The organism is Neobacillus novalis NBRC 102450, from assembly GCF_001591805.1.
GTDB lineage: Bacteria > Bacillota > Bacilli > Bacillales > Cytobacillaceae > Neobacillus > Neobacillus novalis.
Genome location: NZ_BCVP01000009.1, coordinates 134,593 through 154,338 on the forward strand (window position 1 = coordinate 134,593; position 19,746 = coordinate 154,338).

23 protein-coding genes and 1 pseudogene are annotated in these 19,746 nt (G+C 39.0%); 21 read left to right on the top strand and 3 right to left on the bottom strand.

Annotated elements, in window-relative coordinates:
* Positions 1 to 58 precede the first annotated feature (58 nt).
* From BANVL01_RS06570 to BANVL01_RS06580, 3 genes are read left to right on the top strand one after another with little or no spacing between them, the layout of a single operon-like run.
* Entirely contained in the window at positions 59 to 799 is a 741-nt protein-coding gene (locus BANVL01_RS06570; protein WP_066083257.1) for a class I SAM-dependent DNA methyltransferase, read from the top strand.
* Positions 800 to 815: 16 nt separating this feature from the next.
* Positions 816 to 1,322 (top strand): AAA family ATPase, encoded by a 507-nt coding sequence (locus tag BANVL01_RS06575; protein ID WP_066083259.1) that lies wholly within the window; start codon positions 816 to 818, stop codon positions 1,320 to 1,322.
* Between the two features lie 56 nt (positions 1,323 to 1,378).
* Positions 1,379 to 2,167, top strand: coding sequence for a GNAT family N-acetyltransferase (locus tag BANVL01_RS06580; protein WP_066083261.1), 789 nt, complete (start codon positions 1,379 to 1,381; stop codon positions 2,165 to 2,167).
* Between the two features lie 62 nt (positions 2,168 to 2,229).
* On the opposite strand, the gene BANVL01_RS26615 is transcribed toward BANVL01_RS06580, so the two are convergent.
* A complete protein-coding gene (locus tag BANVL01_RS26615) occupies positions 2,230 to 2,388 on the bottom strand; it encodes an RNA polymerase sigma factor (protein WP_082804893.1) in 159 nt (52 codons plus the stop codon).
* A 136-nt stretch (positions 2,389 to 2,524) separates the two neighbouring features.
* Between BANVL01_RS26615 and BANVL01_RS06585 the strand changes: the two genes are divergently transcribed.
* The 8 genes and pseudogenes from BANVL01_RS06585 (at position 2,525) to BANVL01_RS06620 (ending at position 9,660) form a co-directional block, all read left to right on the top strand.
* A complete protein-coding gene (locus tag BANVL01_RS06585; RefSeq protein WP_156487418.1) occupies positions 2,525 to 2,971 on the top strand; it encodes a hypothetical protein in 447 nt (148 codons plus the stop codon).
* A 71-nt stretch (positions 2,972 to 3,042) separates the two neighbouring features.
* On the top strand, positions 3,043 to 3,630 hold the full coding sequence (locus BANVL01_RS06590; protein ID WP_066083265.1) for a hypothetical protein: 588 nt from the start codon (positions 3,043 to 3,045) through the stop codon (positions 3,628 to 3,630).
* A 100-nt stretch (positions 3,631 to 3,730) separates the two neighbouring features.
* A complete protein-coding gene (locus BANVL01_RS06595; protein WP_066083267.1) occupies positions 3,731 to 4,135 on the top strand; it encodes a hypothetical protein in 405 nt (134 codons plus the stop codon).
* Positions 4,136 to 4,253: 118 nt separating this feature from the next.
* Complete coding sequence (locus BANVL01_RS06600) at positions 4,254 to 4,778, top strand: CBO0543 family protein (protein ID WP_066083269.1); 525 nt, start codon at positions 4,254 to 4,256, stop codon at positions 4,776 to 4,778.
* Between the two features lie 122 nt (positions 4,779 to 4,900).
* Positions 4,901 to 5,605 (top strand): annotated as a pseudogene (locus BANVL01_RS06605) (response regulator transcription factor).
* Positions 5,606 to 5,633: 28 nt separating this feature from the next.
* Positions 5,634 to 6,701, top strand: a complete 1,068-nt coding sequence (locus BANVL01_RS06610; RefSeq protein ID WP_169803141.1) for a sensor histidine kinase — start codon at positions 5,634 to 5,636, stop codon at positions 6,699 to 6,701.
* Between the two features lie 134 nt (positions 6,702 to 6,835).
* Positions 6,836 to 7,750, top strand: a complete 915-nt coding sequence (locus BANVL01_RS06615) for a D-alanyl-D-alanine carboxypeptidase family protein (RefSeq protein ID WP_066083273.1) — start codon at positions 6,836 to 6,838, stop codon at positions 7,748 to 7,750.
* A 275-nt stretch (positions 7,751 to 8,025) separates the two neighbouring features.
* The gene (locus tag BANVL01_RS06620; RefSeq protein ID WP_066083274.1) at positions 8,026 to 9,660 is read left to right on the top strand and encodes a M4 family metallopeptidase; all 1,635 of its coding nucleotides are present in this window, start codon (positions 8,026 to 8,028) and stop codon (positions 9,658 to 9,660) included.
* A 419-nt stretch (positions 9,661 to 10,079) separates the two neighbouring features.
* Here the strand turns inward: BANVL01_RS06620 and BANVL01_RS06625 are convergent, their stop codons facing one another.
* Complete coding sequence (locus BANVL01_RS06625) at positions 10,080 to 10,568, bottom strand: nucleoside deaminase (RefSeq protein WP_066147757.1); 489 nt, start codon at positions 10,566 to 10,568, stop codon at positions 10,080 to 10,082.
* 196 nt (positions 10,569 to 10,764) lie between these two features.
* Here BANVL01_RS06625 and BANVL01_RS26620 point away from each other — a divergent pair, with 196 nt between their 5' ends.
* The 5 genes from BANVL01_RS26620 (at position 10,765) to BANVL01_RS06650 (ending at position 14,928) form a co-directional block, all read left to right on the top strand.
* Positions 10,765 to 11,130, top strand: a complete 366-nt coding sequence (locus BANVL01_RS26620; protein ID WP_082804894.1) for a hypothetical protein — start codon at positions 10,765 to 10,767, stop codon at positions 11,128 to 11,130.
* A gap of 219 nt (positions 11,131 to 11,349) precedes the next feature.
* Positions 11,350 to 12,270 (top strand): alpha/beta fold hydrolase, encoded by a 921-nt coding sequence (locus BANVL01_RS06635; RefSeq protein ID WP_066083278.1) that lies wholly within the window; start codon positions 11,350 to 11,352, stop codon positions 12,268 to 12,270.
* A 12-nt stretch (positions 12,271 to 12,282) separates the two neighbouring features.
* On the top strand, positions 12,283 to 12,870 hold the full coding sequence (locus tag BANVL01_RS06640; protein WP_066083279.1) for a TetR/AcrR family transcriptional regulator: 588 nt from the start codon (positions 12,283 to 12,285) through the stop codon (positions 12,868 to 12,870).
* A 224-nt stretch (positions 12,871 to 13,094) separates the two neighbouring features.
* The gene (locus tag BANVL01_RS06645; RefSeq protein ID WP_066083283.1) at positions 13,095 to 13,628 is read left to right on the top strand and encodes a sigma-70 family RNA polymerase sigma factor; all 534 of its coding nucleotides are present in this window, start codon (positions 13,095 to 13,097) and stop codon (positions 13,626 to 13,628) included.
* Entirely contained in the window at positions 13,606 to 14,928 is a 1,323-nt protein-coding gene (locus tag BANVL01_RS06650; RefSeq protein WP_082804895.1) for a DUF4179 domain-containing protein, read from the top strand. The genes BANVL01_RS06645 and BANVL01_RS06650 overlap by 23 nt, the downstream gene beginning before the upstream one ends.
* Positions 14,929 to 14,969: 41 nt before the next feature.
* Here the strand turns inward: BANVL01_RS06650 and BANVL01_RS06655 are convergent, their stop codons facing one another.
* Positions 14,970 to 15,488 carry a Uma2 family endonuclease gene (locus BANVL01_RS06655; protein ID WP_066096124.1) on the bottom strand — a complete coding sequence of 173 codons (519 nt, stop codon included), beginning with the start codon at positions 15,486 to 15,488 and terminating at the stop codon, positions 14,970 to 14,972.
* Positions 15,489 to 15,808: 320 nt separating this feature from the next.
* Here BANVL01_RS06655 and BANVL01_RS06660 point away from each other — a divergent pair, with 320 nt between their 5' ends.
* The 5 genes from BANVL01_RS06660 to BANVL01_RS06680 are packed head-to-tail and all read left to right on the top strand — an operon-like array spanning position 15,809 to position 19,624.
* A complete protein-coding gene (locus BANVL01_RS06660) occupies positions 15,809 to 16,555 on the top strand; it encodes a nucleoside phosphorylase (RefSeq protein WP_066083286.1) in 747 nt (248 codons plus the stop codon).
* A 23-nt stretch (positions 16,556 to 16,578) separates the two neighbouring features.
* Entirely contained in the window at positions 16,579 to 17,181 is a 603-nt protein-coding gene (locus BANVL01_RS06665; protein WP_172800849.1) for an ECF transporter S component, read from the top strand.
* A gap of 30 nt (positions 17,182 to 17,211) precedes the next feature.
* Positions 17,212 to 17,979, top strand: coding sequence for an energy-coupling factor transporter transmembrane component T family protein (locus BANVL01_RS06670; RefSeq protein ID WP_066083288.1), 768 nt, complete (start codon positions 17,212 to 17,214; stop codon positions 17,977 to 17,979).
* Entirely contained in the window at positions 17,976 to 18,821 is an 846-nt protein-coding gene (locus tag BANVL01_RS06675; RefSeq protein ID WP_066083289.1) for an energy-coupling factor ABC transporter ATP-binding protein, read from the top strand. Before BANVL01_RS06670 ends, BANVL01_RS06675 begins: the two co-directional genes overlap by 4 nt.
* Positions 18,818 to 19,624: an energy-coupling factor ABC transporter ATP-binding protein gene (locus BANVL01_RS06680; protein ID WP_066083291.1), complete on the top strand. Its 807-nt coding sequence runs from the start codon at positions 18,818 to 18,820 to the stop codon at positions 19,622 to 19,624. The genes BANVL01_RS06675 and BANVL01_RS06680 overlap by 4 nt, the downstream gene beginning before the upstream one ends.
* Positions 19,625 to 19,746: the final 122 nt, after the last annotated feature.

The window sequence follows — 19,746 nt, forward strand, 5'->3', positions numbered from 1 at the left end:
ATTATCATTGCACATTAAGAAGAAAATTATGTAAAGTAAATTGAAAGGGGGACTCCAAATGGAATATAAAGGTTCTGACGTTTACGATCATGAAAAGTTTTTCACAGATTATTTAAAAAGAAGACATCGGGAAGAAAGTCCAAACAATATTATCGAACGGCCTGTGATAGTGGAGCTAATGGGGGATGTGGCAGGGGAATATATATTAGATTTAGGCTGCGGTGATGCTGGGTTTGGGCGCGAACTATTTCAGCAGGGCTGTTCAAGTTATGAAGGAGTAGAAGGTTCGACAAACATGGTGGAAAAAGCCAGAGAAATGTTAAATGAGACAAATGGAAAAGTTCATCATAGTTCTATGGAAACGTGGGATTTCCCGGAAGCGAGATATGATAAAGTTGTTTCGCGGCTGGCCCTTCATTATTTAGCAGAATTAGGTCCAGTATTTGAACAAGTGAACAAATGTTTAAAAGCAGATGGAAAGTTTATCTTTAGCGTTCAACATCCGATTTTAACATCATCTATCGAAAGTGCTTCACACTCTTCGCAGCGGCAGAATTGGATTGTCGACGAATACTTTCATGTAGGCAAGCGGGTAGAAACATGGATTGAAAAAGAAGTGGTTAAATATCATCGAACAGTTGAAGATTATTTTAAACTATTAAAAAGTGAAGGATTTTCCATAGATGAAATCCGAGAATGCAGCCCACAAAAAGAGAATTTTAAAAGTGAGCAAGAGTATATAAGACGGATGGGAATTCCACTTTTCTTAGTATTTTCCTGTAGCAAATCCGCGGATTAACAGAACGGTGGCAGATATGCAAAAAATACATATTATTGGTTCAGTTGGCAGTGGAAAAACGACATTAGCACGGACCCTATCTGCTAAGTTGAAAGTTCCTCATTATGAATTAGATAATGTTGTCTGGAAACGGTGTACGTCAGGAGATATAAGAAGATCCGATGAAGAAAGAAATGAATATTTAAATTCTATCATTCATACTGATGCTTGGATAATAGAAGGTGTTCATTATGAATGGGTAGCACAAAGTTTTCAGAATGCGGATATGATTATCTTTTTGGATACGGACTACTCTAAACGAACATATAGGATAATCAAAAGATTTTTTTTACAAAAGGTTGGGCTTGAACAAGCAAACTATCAACCAACATTCAAGATGTTTAGGAAAATGTTCAAGTGGAATGCCTATTTTGAGAACGAAGGTAAACCAGAAATACTAAAAACTTTAAGCAAATATAATAAAAAGTTGATCATTTTAAAGGATAACAAGGAAATTGAAAAATACTGTTCCCATTCTACATAAAGATCATTTCGTTTCGGCATTATAACAGATTTTCAATTTTAAAGGAGGAGAACAATTTGAACCTACTACAAAACGTCCTGGACCTTGATATAGCGTACATTGACACCTTTACAAAGAGAATAAACACGTCATGGGGTTATATCTTTTACAATGAAAACCAACCGACATATTATGATGCCAATCATGCTCATATACATAAAGCACCGGAAAATCCCAGGGCGGTTATTGAGGAAGTAATTCAGTTCTTTAATGAAAGAAACATAACACCGCGCTTCTATCTTTATAATCTGGAAAAACTATCGCAATTTATAAAGGAATTAGATTCATACAAATTTGGCTTTGAAGAATTAGTCAGCCCAATTCAAATCTGGAATAAAGATATCAAGAACCATAAAAGAAGTGATCAAGTTACGATTGAAAAAGTAACAGAGGAAAATTTCAATGAAGCATTAGAGATTGAATGCAGTATTAAGGAGTTTGGTGGAAGGGAAGTGAGAGAAAAGGCTTTTTCCGAAGAGTTTAAGCACCCTGCTTTCACATATTATATTCTTCGTTATGATGGTATTGCCTGTGCGACTGCTTGCTTATTCGAGCATGGAAATCAAGCTCGAATGGAGAGCGTAGCGACGAAAGAAGAATTCAGAGGGAAGGGTCTAATTGGCGAGCTTATTTACTTCCTGCAAGGAGAAGTAAAGAAAAGCGGCAAGGAAGATTTATGGGTTTTTCCGATCAATGAGAAAATCGAAAAGGTCTATGCAAAATATGGTTTCAATACTGCAGGGAAGTTTGTAACAGGCCATGCCTTCTTAGGTGGGAGAAGCTTTAAAGAAATCCGGGAAGGCTAGGAGTGGTAAATTATTTCAACAAGGGTTCAGTCCCCTTCTAAAACTAAGGGACTGAACTCGAACTATATTGGATTTTGGTTAAACCGATGAATAGAAATACATGCTTGATAAAAAGTTTCTTGTAAAAGTTCCTCAGCTTGCTGGGGATTTTTCGTCAAATAAAACAAATAGGAATAAATCCCCTTAGAATGTAATTCGTACAATTCCTTTAACTCCTCCACTCCCTCACCCCCTTTCTAAGTATAAGTCTTTTTGAATGCTGATTCGTTACAACGGAAATGGAAATTTTGTTATTTTTCTATTAATGATTCTGCTATAATCGAAATACAGTTGGAAAATTCATACTTAAAAAACAGATTGGATGAGGAAACCATGAAAAAGAAGTATCCTATTGTAATTTTAACTGGAATTTTTGCTATTTGTATGGGCATAGCAATATACCTGTTTACTCATACCTCAATTTTTAATTTCCGAGTTTCTAACAGCGATTTTACCTCCGTGATTATTCAAACGAAGGAGAATAATTATCAGATTACTGATAAAAAGACTGTATTAAAAATTGCTAAAGCTGCTTCAAAAATGAAGAAAGGATCCAAAGTGGATAATGGTCAATTCCCTCCAGGCAAACAATACGATAAATATTACAAACTGCTTTTTCAAACAGAGTCAAAAGGAACAATTGGCGGTTCATTTTGGTTACAAGGTGATCTTCTTGTGATTGATTCAAATGGATATTATTGGTCTGTTAGCGATGAACTTTTAAATGATATTGAAAAAGGATTAAAAAATAGCAAACAGTTATAAATGGATGGATGAATGATATCAAAAAATAATTTATTATAAACAGAAATTCATAGTTTTATTGGGGGACAACAATGAAAGTAACTCGGATTTTGATTTCCATTTTGGTTGTATTCTTAATTTTTTGGTTTCTTTATTTTTTGAAAACGGGGGATTTGTTTTTTTCAGAAAGCTTTTTTACAAAGGAAAGAGCATATCAAGCATGGGCGAGTAATACGAAGTATTCGGGAATGACGAGTGATTTTTTAAAGAATGCTAAAAAAATCGAAACAGATGATGAAAGATTACTCATTTTAGCTGGTGAAAATCAAATTTATCAGCTTCGTTTTCGAAAGGACTTTTTTCTTTGGACATTCCCTTCAATTTATAGTATCGATAGCGATGATATTAAAAGAATAAATGAGAAACAGCTTGATTATGATTTAAGTTTCAACTGTGTGGAAACAGCTATTACCAATAATTCTGATATTGTCAAAGTTAAAATAGGAAAAAGTGACGCAGAATTATTGCCATTGGGATCATATTTTAAGGAAGCCAAAGATTTGAAATTTTGGTTTTATAATACACAACCTGATGCGTTTGACTGCCAAGGACCTTCGGGAGAAACATTCACTTTTTATGATAACAGCGGAAAGGTAATCAAAAAGATAGAAGATAATTAAGTAGGATGAAATTTCTATTATTTTTGGTTTGGTTCATTTTCGAAATTTCAATTTCGGAGAACAATAGTAGCATAGTTGATTTTTCGAAAGGAAGATTTAAATGAAGTTAATCTATTGGCTTTTAAAAATTGCACTTCTGTTTGTAGTTTTGTATATCGGTGACACCTACTTAAAAAGTTTCGGTTGGTGGTCAGTGATTATTTGTGTCGTGGCATTTATCCTAGGTACTCGGTTGATCGATAAGAAAATCGACGAATACAATAAACAATACTTTTTAAAGAGGCTTCCAGTTTTAGACGAATTAAAGATAGGACAGTTCATAACGGTTGAATTGCTAAATGGCCAGAAATTGGTGAATCGAGTCTACATGGCATCTCTTAGTACGGAGATATTAATTGGCGCTGAGCCTATTTTGACATTCGGAGTTGAGGAATTGGAGCAGGGAACGAAAAAGAACCGTTGGGTAAAACTTAAAAAAGTGAAATCTATCAAGATTGTTCAATGAAATAAACTCCCTGTTAGACAGTAAGTGTGGTCTTTAAGAAGATAAAATTGGGATTGTACCCCAGAATAAACTTCCAAGTAAATGGAAAAAGTAACGTTAAAAAGATGTGGAGTAAACCATGCACTTTATTTTTAATGGACTTTTTCTATTAGCTGGAATCAAATGGGGAAATTGGCGCAAGTGGCGCGGTTATTATCCGACCATTTTATTCTTTATTATTGGCGACCTGCTGAAAAATTTTTTGTTTTATAACTACCGATTCTGGATGTACAAAGAGACAATCCTTGCTGAAAACATCCTTAGAAATCACGCATTTATTTCCATTATGATCATGTTTGTTGTTTACCCATCAACCATCATGATTTATCTTGGCCATTTTCCTCAAGGGAAGGTGAAAGCTGCTTTTTGGATATTTTTTTGGGTATTTCTTTTTTCATCGGTGGAATACATCAATCTTCACTATTTAAACTTGATTGAACATCATCACGGCTGGAGTATGTACTGGTCATTCTTTTTTAATATTGTGATGTTTTCTGTGCTGCGAATACATTACAAACATCCACTCTTGGCGTGGGGACTATCTGCAGTATGGATTCTATTTTTGTGGAACGTATTTGAGATACCGATTGAAAAAGTGAGATAGTAGTTTGTCACCCGAGTTTCCTCCCGTCTAAACAAATTAAATTAATTTCACCTGCCACAGTCCTTGATGCTGTGGTATTTTTTTAATATAGAGACAAATTTACATAAATCTTCATCTAAATAATGATAGGGGGAAGAGAAAAATTGAGAAATATATTAATCGTGGATGATGATAATGAAATCGTCCAATTGATTGCGATTTATTTGCAAAATGAAGGCTATAAAATTTCACGGGCATTTAATGGCGAAGAGGCCTTAGCCCTTTTTGAAAAGGAAAAGATTGATTTGATTGTATTAGACGTGATGATGCCAAAGGTCGATGGCATGGAAGTATGAAGGATTTTACGTGAAAAAAATCATGTGCCAATCCTGATGATTAGTGCCAAAACAGAGGATATCGACAAAATAACCGGGTTAATGAGCGGTGCTGATGATTACTTAACAAAACCCTTCAATCCCTTAGAGCTAGTGGCTCGTGTTAAAACATTAATACGAAGGACCTATCTCTACCAAGAGGAACGGGGCGTAGACGAGATTATTAAGGTGGGAAGTCTGGAGGTTAATAAAACCTTTCATACAGCAAAGGTAAAGGGAAGTTCCATCCCATTAACCTCAAAAGAATTTGCGATTCTTTATATCATGGTATCCAATCTGGGCAGAGTTTTTAGCAGCGAAGAAATCTTTGAACTCGTATGGAAGGAAACATACTTTTCTTCAAATAATACGGTGATGGTTCATATCAGCAATTTACGCGAAAAGCTTGAAAAGGAACTAGGCTATAAATTAATCAAAACCATCTGGGGAGTGGGGTACAAAATTGATGGATAAAAAATCACCTTCGCTTTATACCAGGTTAATGTCGTATTTAATATATAGCTTCCTATCTGCAGCAATATCAATGGCACTATTAGGGTATATCATCAGATTTGTTTATATGAAAGTGCCCTTGCCGTCAAGAGTCAATTATTTATACGTCTATTTATATGATAACTATGGATTTTGGAACTTATTTTTCAGTGGGACGATTCTGTTTACGGTCATTTATTATTCATTAGCAATCAAAAAAATGACATCGTATTTTACTCTGATTAGCAATTCTGTTCAACAGCTTTCAAAGGGGCAATTTGATATAACTATTCCCGTAAAGAATCATGGGGGATTAGGTCGATTTGCTCAAAACATAAATAGCATGGAGGAACAGCTTAAATCGTTAATTGAAGAAGAAAAGCGAGCCGTTCAATCGAAAAATGAGCTGGTGACCAATGTGTCTCATGATCTAAGGACACCCTTAACCTCGATTATCGGCTATTTACAGTTAATTGAGGAAGACCAATATCGTGATGAAGTCGAGCTTCGTTATTTTGTTACAATTGCCTTTGATAAATCAAAACGCTTAAATCGAATGGTCAACGACCTATTTGAATTTACAAAAATCAATAATCGAGATGTGGCACTTAAACTGATAAGGTTTAACATTAATGAACTGCTAAAACAACTCACAGCCCAATTTAATCCAGAATTGCGAACTGCAGGCATAAAAATAGAGATTAAAAATCCTGCCGCTGAAATCATGATTGAGGCTGATCCGGACAAACTCATGAGAGTGTTTGAAAATCTAATTTCCAATGCGATTAAATATGGAAGGGAAGGTAAAAAAATCGATCTCATTGTCGAAGAAAATGAACAATATGCGGTCGTGAAGGTCGTCAATTATGGGGAAGCGATTCCCGCAAACGCTATTCCCCATATTTTTGATCGATTGTACCGTGCGGAGAAGTCGAGGTCGGACGAGACCGGCGGTACCGGCTTAGGCCTTGCAATTGCCAAAGGAATCGTCGAATTGCACAAAGGGGAAATAATCGTATCAAGTAATGAGGCAGAAACGATATTCCAAGTTCAACTGCCATTACCAATGGATCATTGAAGTTGGGTCATGCGTTTTTTTAAAAAAATCACCCATTATCTATTCTTAAGGTTTTCTTTAGGTTTATTTTCAATTCTCTTTAGAAATAATGGCTATATTTGGACTATACTATTTTTCTAGGAGTGCTGTATTTTATGAAAATAAAAAATGTAATGATTGTAGTGGCTGCATGTATGATCGTCGGTTTTGGAACCCATTTAAAAGGTTTGCTTAGCTCCCAAGGAGATATACCCAAAAATAGCTTATTAGAATCGATAAACTCAAGCCCGTCCATCAAGGGCGAAGCGGCATTGTTACTAGATTTAGATTCAGGAAAGGTTATCTATGCAAAAAACGATAACAAAAGGCTTTTTCCCGCGAGTACAACGAAAATCTTAACTGGATTATTAGCGGTTCAATATGGAAATTTAAATGATCAAATCACCGTTGGCAAGGAAATAAACCTAAAAACAGCAGAAGAAAGCTCAGCTTTTCTTTATAAAGGGCAAGTTCTCACGCTAAGAGAATTACTAGCTGGTCTGATGCTTCCTTCAGGTAATGATGCTGCCAGAACAATAGCCATTTACATAGCAAAAAAACAAATGGGTAACCCTCATATTTCAGAAAAAAAAGCGTTAGACTATTTCGTTGCGATGATGAACAAAAAGGCTAAAGAAGTTGGAGCAACAGACTCTCACTTCATGAATCCTCATGGGCTGCATCATTCCAATCATTATTCTACTGCCCATGATTTGGGGAGCATCGCAAGAGCGGCTATGGAAAATCCTGATTTCAAAGAAGTGGTTAGCAGTAAAGTCTATTCAGATAAGGTCATTACGTTTCAGAATAAAAATAAGCTTCTCGATTCAAGCAGCCCGTTTTATTTTGAAGGAGCCAATGGAATTAAGACTGGTTTCACCGATGAAGCAGGCTATTGTCTCGTGTCCTCTGCCGAACGAAATGGGAAAAAATTAATTGCAGTCGTTTTAAAATCTACCGAAAATAGCGTTTGGGATGATTCAATCACGTTATTAGCTAAGGGATTTACGGTAGAATATGTAAAAAAATAGTAGTGCTCCAAATAAATTGCTTCGTTAAAAATAGGAAAATCAGCTGAAATTGACGAAAAATGTCTTCGTAATCCAGCCAATAAAAAATAATACCTTAATTTTTCCCAACACCAAAAATCTATCTGGCGTTGGGTTTTTTAATTCGGTGGCATAAAACCCTCTGGTGCCTGACACTCTATCAGCCTCTTTTTTCCCAATTATGCAGATGGCTTTACCGTGATATGATATATTTTGAAAATTGCAATAAAATATATCTTTGGAAGGTGGAGGAAGAGATGAAGAAACGAACGTCACTTGTATTGGCATTGGGATTAACGATGGGGACTGTGTTACCGATTACGGCTGCGGCAAATACGATTTCGGAAAACGTTACGGTTACCAAGGAAGCGAAGCAGTTTGGGAAGGATGTCAAGGTGAATTGGAAAACTGGACAAGCTGTCCCATCCTTCGTCCATGGGAAATTATCTACTAAAGCTCATAAGAATAAGGATTCTATTAAACAATTTTTAAAAGAAAATAAAGAACTCTATCAATTAGATGCTGACAAAGATTTGACTTTGCTCGATGTAGAAACGGACGAGCTCGGCAGCACTCATTATAATTTTGTCCAATCTGTCCAGGGAATTCCGGTAGATGGAGCGAAATTTAAGGTCCATACCGATAAAAATGGCATGATTACGGTTGTAAACGGAGACGTGTTCCCAGAAGCTTACTCTTATTTTAAAGGGAAGCTGAAAGCGCAGATTGCGCAGGCTGGTGCTCTAGATAAGGCATGGAAATCAATCCATGTCACCAAAGCGGAAACAGAAACCAACGCCGAAGCGGGCCCAGATGGGAAAAAGTTTGAAGATACGGTCGAAAACGCAGACCTAGTGGTTTATAAAAAAGATAATGACTTTTACTTAGCCTATAAAACAACCCTCCAATTTATTCAGCCATACCCGGCAAACTGGGTAGTATATGTGGATGCTGTAAATGGTAATGTCCTAGATTCCTATAATGCGGTGAATGATGCAGGCAGCGGAGTTGGCGTTTTGGGGGATACAAAACCGCTTAATACCTATTTATCAAGCGGCACTTACTATTTGTATGATACGACCAAAGCGATGACGGGTGTGATTGAAACAAGAACGGCAGCAAATTCAACCTCATTACCTGGAAATTATTCAGTGGACCCAGATAATAATTTTAATGCTACCTCACAGAGGGCCGATGTCGATGCACATTACTATGCAGGTGTTGTCTACGATTATTTCAAGAATACTCATAATCGAAACAGCTTTGATAACAGGGGCGCAACGATTCGCTCAACAGTTCACTACAGCAGAAATTACAACAATGCCTTCTGGAATGGCGCGCAAATGGTGTATGGGGATGGCGACGGTACAACCTTTAGGGCATTATCCGGTGCCCTAGATGTGGTGGCCCATGAATTAACGCATGCGGTAACAGAAAGAACCGCGGGATTAGAGTATCAATATCAATCTGGAGCATTAAATGAGTCAATTTCTGATACATTCGGGGTATTCCTAGATAAAAAGAATTATTTGATTGGTGAAGATGTGTATACGCCGAATAAAGCGGGCGATGCTCTTCGAAGCTTATCCGACCCCGGTCTTTATGGACAGCCAGATCATATGAATAAATATGTAAATACGACTGCTGATAACGGCGGCGTCCATACAAATAGCGGGATTCCAAACAAGGCAGCCTATTTAACGATTTCCAAGCTGGGAACTTCAGTAGCGGAGAAAATCTATTACCGGGCGTTAACGGTCTACCTATCACCAAAGAGTAACTTTAAAGACGCTCGTAGCGCCCTTTTAGCGGCTGCGGCAGACTTATACGGATCAGGGAGCACCCAATATAGCGCGGTAGCCTCGGCTTGGACACAGGTTGGAGTAAACTAATAATAGAGAGTCATCACAAATTGTGGCGGCTGACATTTTCTTGAAAATGGTGCCTGACACCAAAAATACTATTACGGTGGTAGAAAGGGTGTCAGGCACCAAAAAAGAGGCAAAAAAATAGATTGGTGCATTCACCAATCCAAAATGGGAAGTTTTAAGAAATGAGCTCAATGAACTTATTTCCTAATTAAGTTACCCTTATCATATGAAATACTTGTGTAGAACTTAGGGGGAAGTTGTGTGGAAGTTATGAAGATGGTTTTTAGGTAAAAAAATAGATTGGTGTCAGGCACCAATCAAATTATGGGAAGTTTTAAGAAATGAGCTCTTCGAACCATTCCTTAATTAAGTTACCTTTATATTAAAATAAACTTGTGTCGAACTTATAGTGAAGTTATGTGGAAGTTGTGAAGATTCCTTTAAGATGGTCTGCGCCCGTTCAACACGACTTCTGCCATAAAAGGGGAGTAGGTCTTCAATATTTCCGCTGATTCCTCAGCTAATACACCGCCTATATAGTGATGTAATCGCTTATTTATGTAGTCATTTGAATCGATGAAATGGGAAATATCCAGATATTTATCCTCTAAAGCAAAAACAACATTTCGGATATTGCCCACAACTAGCGTGGATAAGCACATCATACAAGGTTCAACCGTTGTATAGAGTATGCACTCCCGCGCATGTTTCCGCAAATACGAAGCACATCGATTCATCGCATTGATTTCCGCATGCTCTAGCTCGCTGTCCATCGTATTAATTCTGTTGGATCCCCTTGAGATTATGATGCCGTTGTGGACAATAACCGCACCGATTGGCCGGTCGCCACGTTTCCCAGCCTCTTCTGCTTCCTTTAATGCTTCCTGCATAAAGAAACGATGGTCGTTTTCATGAAAGTTTGTTATCAATAGTTCCCCCACCTTATTATTTTTCTATAATATAAAAATATCAGATTTTTTAAAAAAGAGAAGCAATAGATTAAAAAACAGTGCTAAATTTATCGAGCACTTCATTAAATGGTATGGGAATTGTGGGCAGGAGTCTATTCCCCATTGATTATGGACACATACACTATTTGGCAACCATTTGAGGAGGAGAGAAAAAATGTTAAGGCAATTAGGCAATTACGATGCTAATCAAGCACAAGGTTATCATCACGGCCATGGTGGATATTATCCGGGACATGGCACCCATCAAGGGCATGGCGGGTATTACCCTAGTCAAGTGGGGTATCATCATGGACATGGTGGGTATTATCCTACTCAAGTAGGCTACCATCATGGCCACGGAGGATATTATCCAGGACATGGCTATCACCATGGTCACACTGGTTATTATCCAGGACATGGCGTTCACCATGGTCACACCGGTTATTATCCAGGCCATGGCGTTCACCATGGTCACACCGGTTATTATCCAGGTCATGGCATTCACCATGGTCACGGTACTGTTCATACCAATCAAGGGTAATCACCTCAACCTCCAAAAAAGCATTCCTGTTGATGGATACACATCAGCCCTTCTCAATTTGAGGAGGGTTTAATTTGGGGTTATGGAAAAGATACGTTGGTGATATTTAAAATTTGGAATTTTTTATAAAAAGATATTTACAAATATTACCTATGATGTTACTATTTCAATAAAAAGATTGATTAATCAATCACTTTTTAAAATTGGAAGGTGATTCAAATGGCTAATAAATTGACTCCGCCAGGCACAATAATCAATATAGGAACACATTGCCTGCATATGATTTCGGGCGGGGCGGAATGTTCGCTGCCTACAATTGTATTTGAACATGGTGCCGGCGGCTCAGCACTCATGTGGAGTCTCGTCTATCCGGAGATTGCAAAATTAACGAGAGTCGTAGTTTATGACCGGGCGGGCTATGGCTGGAGTGAAGCCGGCCCACTACCCCGTACGAATGAAAAATGTGTTGAAGAGTTACATGAATTGCTGGTCCAAGCAAGAATTGACGGACCGATTATACTTGTTGGTCATTCGTATGGCGGCATAAATGCGCGGCTATATGCCAATCGCTATCCGAATCAAGTGAGAGGAATGGTATTAGTCGATGCCACACATGAAGATGAGCTGACAGACAGGTTTCCACGTGAGCACCATAAGGGACAAGAAATGGGCGCAAAAATGATGAGAGTTTTTACGTTTTTATCTAAGATTGGTATCTTAAGAGCATTGGCTGCGTGTAAAATGGTTCCAGGCTTTTCAAAAGCAATAGGCGGTTGCCCTCCTGAGGTGCAAAAAATGCTTTGGAAAAAATCGTTTCAAACGAGTGCCTTGACTGCTGCGGGAAGTGAGTTTGCCCATTTGCGTTTAGGATATGAGCTTGTTCGAAAAGCCCCGGATTTAGGCGAGCTTCCACTAACAGTCATTGCAGCAGGCATTGTCGACCAATTCGCTCCCGGTACATCTAAGGAAGTACAGGGAAAAATCAAACAAGCGTTAAGAGATGCTGCTTCTGACACTAGCGATTTATCGAAAAATGGAAAGCTGGTTGTGGCTGAAAATAGCAGTCATAACGTACATCTTGAGCAACCAGATATCGTCATAAACGCAATTAAAGAAATGGTTACGGCGAACACTTTTTAGAGGTGAATCGAATTGAAAAGGGAACAAAATATGCTCGAGAAGCGAGCGAAAATACTTGAAGCTGCTATCCCGTTATTTGCAGACAATGGCTTTAGTGCGACCACCGTCGCAACTATTGCGAAACAAGCGGGTGTAGGATTCGGGACGGTATTCAACTACTTTGTGTCAAAAGAGGATTTATTTAAAGCAGCAGTCATTGAGCCATTAGACGAACAACGCGAAATCTTAAAGAAAATCGTCATGGCTCAAGGGACACCACATGAACGGTTAAAGAAAATGGTGATTTGTCATCTGCAACATTTTTCCAATCATCGTAATCAGATGCGCTTGATGTTTTACGTGCTAGGGCAGCCGGAACGTTTTCCCGAAATAGCGGAAGAGCTTTTTGCCTTTGCCCGTGATTTTTTTGCTGCTGTCGTTCCGATTGTGGAAGAAGGACAAACAAACGGAGAAATTCCTGCCTGTGATCCACTCGGGCTTTCGTGGTCTTATTTTGCCTATATTAACGGTGTTGTGATGACCATGTTGGACCCGCCCGATGACCCAAAGTGGGAACAGTTTATCCTTCATGGATGCCGGCTGTTCGGGATCACCGACTGAGGGTAGCATATCAGATGGTTTACTGGCGGCAAACGCAGCATTACTGGCGATAGCATAGATTGACTGGCGGAAAAGCCACTATTACTGGCGAATTTAAGGGTTTGTGGAGTAATTCCCAAGCTCTTTTTTCATGTGAGAGGAGAACACCTTATTTTTTTAATAAAATTCAAAACTTTTTTTCTACTAAATGGTCTAATATGTAGTACAACAGGGTTGTGAGGGGGATGAGGAACCTGAGTGCATGTGAGCAATTAGTGAAAGAGGCAATCAAAGGTGATGATTCTGCATTTTTGCAGCTGATTCAGCTATACAAAATAGATTTATATAAAACGGCTCTTTCCTTTTTAAGGAGTGAGGAAGAGGCGCTGGAGGCGATTCAGGAAGTTACCTACCGTGCATATAAGAGTATCCGCACAGTCAGAGATGCTTCATATTTCAAAACATGGCTGATTCGCATTATGATTAATTACTGCAATGATCAATTGAAAAAAGAAAAGCGAGTTGTATTCAGTGAAGAAATCTTAAGTCTGCAAGGCACATCCGAGAACTATAACGAGATGGAGCTAAAAGATGCGATGCTGGGATTGGATGAGCGCTCCCAAGAAATCATAACGTTGAAGTATTTTCAGGATATGAAAATAAAAGATATTGCCCTTACGCTTCAATGCCCAGAAGGCACGGTTAAGACGTGGTTAAACAAAGCGTTGAAGGCACTTAGGAATAAACTTGAAGGGAATGGCGGTGATCAGCGTGTATGAAAAGGAAGAAGAGCAATTGAAAAATATGTATGATAATGTTCAAGTTCCGCTGGATTCATTGGATGAAGCTATTTTTGCAGGATTTCAAAAGGCTAAATCAGAAGCGAAACGGAAATCCCGCCGAAAAAGATGGGTGTTTACGCTGGCGGCTGCCGCAATTATTTTGCTAGGATTTTTCACATCGATACGACTTTCACCGGCATTCGCAAATTATATTACCGTCATTCCAGGAATGGAAAAATTGGTCGACCTCATTCGGGATGATAAAGGAAAGCTCCTGGCGGTCGAAAATGATTACTATGAAAAGATCGGTGTATCTCAGGAAAAAAACGGTATAAAGCTTACATTAGATGGAGCGATTGCCGATGAAAATGGACTGGTTTTATTTTATACATTGGAAACGAAGGCAAAACTGGAGGCGCTGCAAAATAAGAGTGTTCGCTTAGAAAGTTTAGATGGGAAAAAGCTTGATATTGGCTCAATTTCAATGGGAAGCTCTCTATATAAAGGAGAAACCACCAATAGTGACATGTTTGAATTTTATTTTCAATCACCTTTAGCAGCGAAGGAACTTGAATTAAAAGTAAGCGTAGAAGGGACAAATCTAAAAGAAGAATTTACCTTAAAATTTAATCTTACAAAAGAAATCCAAAAGAAGAAGTCATACACATTAAATAAAACCGTTACAATCGAAGGACAAAAGATAAAGTTTTTAAATGCCGATGTATATCCGTTAAGGGCAGCGGTTCATGTTAAAATGGATCCTAAAAACACCAAAAGAATTCTAAGTTTCGAGGATCTAAGGCTTGTTGATGAAAATGGAGAAACGTGGAATAAAATTAGTAATGGGACTGTATCAAGTAACATTTCACCCGACGAGTTTATCCTTTATTTACAAAGCAACTACTTCCAGGAGCCGAAAAAGCTGTACCTAGTTCTCAACAAACTTCAGGCTATTGATAAGGATGAAGTAAATGTTGTCGTGGATCCGAAGAAACTCCAAATCCTGAAACAACCAAAAGGGGGCCATCTAAGTGATTTACGAGTAGCAGACAACTATCTAATCTTCAATTTCCATACGGAAAAGGAGTTTCATTACTTCCTTTTTTCGGAAATTAAGGATGGTAATGGCGAGCGAATAGAATCTGGTTCAAGCTATAAGAGTGAGGGTAATGAGCAGCGGGACGCTGAAATTGGTGTTTACATTCCAGACCTAGAAAAACAAGCGGGTCCCATTTCCCTTGAACTTACGGCCTATCCGTCATGGATTAAGGGGAATGAAAAAATAAAGATTAAATAAATGAAAAGGTGCCTGACACCAGTTTGGTGTCAGGCACCTTTTCACATGTTAAAGACTTCTTTTAAATCAATTGTTAAATCATCATATAGAAAGGATTTTAATGAATCTTCTGAACCAAATGAAATCCTTTTTGAAAAATAACCATCTTTCCTGCGATGGACATGAATGATTTTATTGGCTGAGTCGACAATCCAATATTCCTTAACCCCGGATTGCTGATAAATATTGAATTTTTCGTTGTAGTCTTTCAAAGCAGTCGAGGATGATAAAACTTCAATAATTAAGGCAGGTGCGCCATTACATCCATTTCTTGTAATTTGTTTATTATTACCTATTACTGAAATGTCAGGTTGTACCACATGATTAATGCTATCATAATCACCATTATCGCTAAGAAATACGTCAAATGGCGATACCATTACATAACATTCCTTGTTTTCAAAATAAAGCCGTAAACTATGGAATAATTCTCCTACAATAAACTGATGATTTGATGATGGGGCAGGTGCAATATTAAAGGCTTTTCCTTGAATCAGTTCCCAGCGTCCGTCCCATGCCATCCAATCCTTATAGGTATACCTTTTTGATCCGTCCGGAATTGGCAATTGATACACCTCCTGTTTTTATACAGTATACGATGTTATTCCTTAAAGAATAACCAAAAAAGGGCTGGGTTTCTTTAAATAAATGACCGAATTCATTTATTTTGGTAAAATTGTAATAAATAGTAGATAAATTCCAACTAGATGAAAAAGCACCCTTTCAGCAGATAAATCCAAATCTACCCCAATGTGAATAGAACCGAAAATAAATCATCCATTTTAACATTCAAACACAAGTCATTCTATCTATTAAAATAACCCAAAAGGAGCCAACGAAAATGAAAACCAACCTACAACCGCATATCAGAATTGGAAACGACCATGAAGTTCAATACGCTTTACTACCGGGAGATCCAGGGCGCGTCGATGAAGCAGCAAAATTTTTAGATCAACCTGAAGTCCTTGCTTACAACCGAGAATACAAAACGATAAAAGGTTTCTATAAAGGAATCCCTGTTTTAATTATTTCAACAGGTATTGGCGGGGTGTCTGCTGGAATTGCCATCGAAGAGTTAAGAAATGTTGGCGTAAAAGTAATGATTCGGATTGGCAGTTGCGGCGCCTTACAGCCGCATTTGCATCTAGGTGACCTGGTAATTGCTTCCGGAGCGGTAAGAAATGACGGTGCTTCCTATTCCTATATTAACAAGGCTTATCCCGCGATACCGGATCCAGAATTGCTTTTTCATGTGATGAACGCAGCAAAAAAGAACGATGCAAAAAACTACACAGGTATTGTCAGATGTCATGACAGCTTTTATACTGATAAGGAACAAGATATCGACAAGTACTGGTCTGAGAAAGGAATTCTCGCATCAGACATGGAAACAGCGGCACTATTTGTGATTGGCGGGTTACGCGGTATTAAGACCGCTTCCATCTTAAATGTCGTTGTCGAAAAAGAGGGAAATTTAGAAGGGGGAATCAATGATTATATTGATGAGAAAAACAATAGTAAACGAGGAGAAGAGCTCGAAATCCTCACCGCACTTGAGGCGATTGTTTCCTATGATTCTACTATTTAAAAAATAAAAGGGGGTTTTTTTCATTGAAAAAACAAAGCATGTGGTCGTTACGCTTATCAACAGCCGCACTCGTTCTTATTCCTGTTGCAGTAGGAGTTAACTATATTGGTAAATTACTTGCAGCATTGCTGAAGCTGCCATTATGGTTAGATTCCATCGGGACTGTCTTAGCAGCGATGCTTGGTGGTCCAATTGTCGGCGCGTTAGCCGGAGCCATTAATAATATTATCTATGGCTTTACCGATCCTATCTCCTTTGTCTATGCGATTACTAGTGTGGCGATTGGTTTGGCAGTCGGGATTCTTTTTTACAAAGGCTTTATTACCAGCTGGGGGAAAGCGGTGGTCGCTGGGTTAATCATCGGGCTTGTGGCAACAGTTGTTTCAACACCAATCAATATCGGATTCTGGGGTGGAACGACAGGGAATATTTGGGGCGATGCCTTATATACTTTTGTTCTAGCTAAAACCGATTCTACTTGGCTGGCCTCTTTGCTTGACGAGATTGTCGTCGATATCCCTGATAAAATAGTTGTCGTTCTTGTCAGCTATGGTATTTTTAGAGGATTACCGCAAAATGTCATCCAATTATACACGAACAATGAAAAGATAGAGACCCTAGACTAATGCTTGGAAAAAGAAAGCCGGTGACAGTTTGTGAAATCGATTAGCTTATATGAGGAAGGAACCTCTTTCGTCCATGACGTTGATCCAATCACTAAGCTCTGGTACATTCCTTTTGCCATTTTAATTCCGATTATTCTGCCATTATTCACGGTTTCATTTTTATTAATTGGACTTAGTCTTGCGTTGTTGCTAGCGGCGAAGGTGATCAGGAAAACAATCCCCGTTTTTGGCTTTGTTTTTCTGATCCTGATTACAGTCGTCCTTATCCAGGGAATGTTTAAACCGGAAAATGAAACGGTTCTGTTTCAAATCGGGCCGTTAACGATGTACAAAGAAGGACTGCTCTTTGCCTTGACGATTACTCTTAGGGTCATCAATATTATTGGCGCCTTCATGATTCTTGTGCTGACAACGAAACCCTCGGATCTTGTCGAGGCCTTGGTGCGAAAGGGAATGTCACCGCGAATCGGCTATGTGGTTGTTTCCGTTTTTCAAATTATCCCCGAGATGATGGCGACAATGAGCACGATTACGGATGCACAACGGGCTAGAGGGATGGAGACAGAAGGGAAATTGCTGGTCAGGATCAAAGCATTTCTACCATTACTGGGACCTGTCGTGCTGGGATCGCTGATCAATACAAAGGAAAGAGCGATGGCCTTGGAGGTACGTGGCTTTAATTCTCAAGCCCCGAAAACCTTTTTATATGAAGAAAAAACGTATCAGTTCAGCAAGATCCTTCAGATGGGGATGTTGTTGCTAACTGTGGCGGCGGTCGTGTGGAGGATATTTTTATGAAAAGAATAGTGGTCGAAGGTCTCAAATATAAATATCCATTAGCTGATTCGCTCGCTCTTAATGACGTGACCTTTGATATAAAACAAGGGGAGTTTATCGGCATCATTGGGAAAAATTTAGCCGGTAAATCGACGTTATGCCAAGCGCTGGTTGGCTTAGTTCCTCATTTTTATAAAGGGGCTTACGGTGGTAAAGTATTTGTCGGCGGGCTGGAAGTGAAGAATCATTCGATTGCTGATATTTCATTAAAGGTCGGGATGGTGTTTCAAAATCCATTTACGCAGGTGACGGGCTCGAAGATGACGGTTTATGAGGAAATTGCCTTTGGCCTCGAGAATATCGGCGTCCCCCGGTCTGAAATCATTGAACGAATCGATTCAGTGCTTAATTTGTTAAAAATTGAGCAGGTAAAGGACCATAATCCCTTTGATTTATCTGGCGGGCAAATGCAGCGGATGGCAATTGCAAGTATCATCGCAATGAAACCAGATATTCTTGTGTTGGACGAACCGACATCTCAGCTCGACCCGGCCGGTTCGGAGGAAGTGTTTCAGGCGATTCAAAGTCTAAGTAAGCAGGGAATAACGGTCATTCTAGCTGAACATAAAATGGAGAAGATTGCCCAGTATTGTGACAGAGTCTTACTCCTTAATAACGGAAAAGTTGTAGATTTTGATACACCGGGGAAAGTTTTTTCAAGAGAAGACCTGGAGGAAAAAGGCGTAACCGCACCCGTTTATACAAGGGTGTGTAAGGCATTGGGTGTTAAAAAGGCGGGTACGGATGAGTATCCTGTTACTCTTGAAGAGGCTGAAAGGGTATTAAGGGGGGATGGAGCATGATCAAGATAGCCAATCTTTCATTTTCCTATAATAAGGAAACTCCTGTGCTCACCGGGATTAAACTGGAGTTTGACCGGCGCTCTACCGCCATCATTGGCCAAAACGGGGCTGGGAAAACAACATTCGTGAAGCTGCTGAAAGGCTTGCTTAAAGCAGATGAAGGGGAAATCTTGATTCATGATCACAATGTAAACAGGAAAACTGCCGCCCAACTGGCAAGAACGATTGGGCTGGTTTTTCAAAATCCTAATGATCAGATATTTAAACGAACGGTTTTGGATGAAGTAATGTTCGGTCCGTTGAATATAAAAATGGATAAGCAGACGGCAAAGGAAAAGGCTATCGAGGCCTTAAAGATGGTCGAGCTTGATGGCAAACTAGAGATGAATCCTCATGATTTAAGCTTATCGGAAAAAAAGCTGCTTTGTATCGCATCGGTTGTGGCTATGGAAACGGATATCATTATTTTCGACGAGCCGACGATTGCCCAGGACCATGGAGGCAAGGAAAAAATCCGGCAAATCATCCAAGCCTTAAAGGACAAGAATAAACTAGTGATGACGATTATTCATGATATGGATTTCGTTGCTGAGAATTTTGAACGGACGATTGTGTTTACGGAAGGAAAAGTTCTTCTTGATGGGGACACAAGATATGTGTTTTCGCAAAAGGAACTATTGGAAACGGCCTGCGTAGAAGCTCCAGGAATCACGAAGTTGGCGGAAAGACTCGGGTTTAAGGACACCGTCATTACCGTTGAGGAGTTTATTAACTTGAAACAAACATGCAGCCCGCCACGATAATTTGTGGCGGGTCTTTGTTATGGTGATAGCCCCACCCCCAATGTGAGCGTGAAAATTGTAGGGAATGGAACTTCTTTCGTGTTATGATGGTTGTATTGTTTTTTAGGTCAAGATACAATCCT

Coding starts and splice junctions, on each gene's coding strand:
- BANVL01_RS06590 (WP_066083265.1), top strand. CDS start 3,043: ATGAAAGTAACTCGGATTTTGATTTCCATTTTGGTTGTATTCTTAATT.
- BANVL01_RS06600 (WP_066083269.1), top strand. CDS start 4,254: ATGCACTTTATTTTTAATGGACTTTTTCTATTAGCTGGAATCAAATGG.
- BANVL01_RS06645 (WP_066083283.1), top strand. CDS start 13,095: ATGAGGAACCTGAGTGCATGTGAGCAATTAGTGAAAGAGGCAATCAAA.
- BANVL01_RS06635 (WP_066083278.1), top strand. CDS start 11,350: ATGGCTAATAAATTGACTCCGCCAGGCACAATAATCAATATAGGAACA.
- BANVL01_RS06620 (WP_066083274.1), top strand. CDS start 8,026: ATGAAGAAACGAACGTCACTTGTATTGGCATTGGGATTAACGATGGGG.
- BANVL01_RS06615 (WP_066083273.1), top strand. CDS start 6,836: ATGAAAATAAAAAATGTAATGATTGTAGTGGCTGCATGTATGATCGTC.
- BANVL01_RS06595 (WP_066083267.1), top strand. CDS start 3,731: ATGAAGTTAATCTATTGGCTTTTAAAAATTGCACTTCTGTTTGTAGTT.
- BANVL01_RS06575 (WP_066083259.1), top strand. CDS start 816: ATGCAAAAAATACATATTATTGGTTCAGTTGGCAGTGGAAAAACGACA.
- BANVL01_RS06570 (WP_066083257.1), top strand. CDS start 59: ATGGAATATAAAGGTTCTGACGTTTACGATCATGAAAAGTTTTTCACA.
- BANVL01_RS06660 (WP_066083286.1), top strand. CDS start 15,809: ATGAAAACCAACCTACAACCGCATATCAGAATTGGAAACGACCATGAA.
- BANVL01_RS06675 (WP_066083289.1), top strand. CDS start 17,976: ATGAAAAGAATAGTGGTCGAAGGTCTCAAATATAAATATCCATTAGCT.
- BANVL01_RS06610 (WP_169803141.1), top strand. CDS start 5,634: ATGTCGTATTTAATATATAGCTTCCTATCTGCAGCAATATCAATGGCA.
- BANVL01_RS06650 (WP_082804895.1), top strand. CDS start 13,606: ATGGCGGTGATCAGCGTGTATGAAAAGGAAGAAGAGCAATTGAAAAAT.
- BANVL01_RS06680 (WP_066083291.1), top strand. CDS start 18,818: ATGATCAAGATAGCCAATCTTTCATTTTCCTATAATAAGGAAACTCCT.
- BANVL01_RS26620 (WP_082804894.1), top strand. CDS start 10,765: ATGTTAAGGCAATTAGGCAATTACGATGCTAATCAAGCACAAGGTTAT.
- BANVL01_RS06655 (WP_066096124.1), bottom strand. CDS start 15,488: ATGGCATGGGACGGACGCTGGGAACTGATTCAAGGAAAAGCCTTTAAT.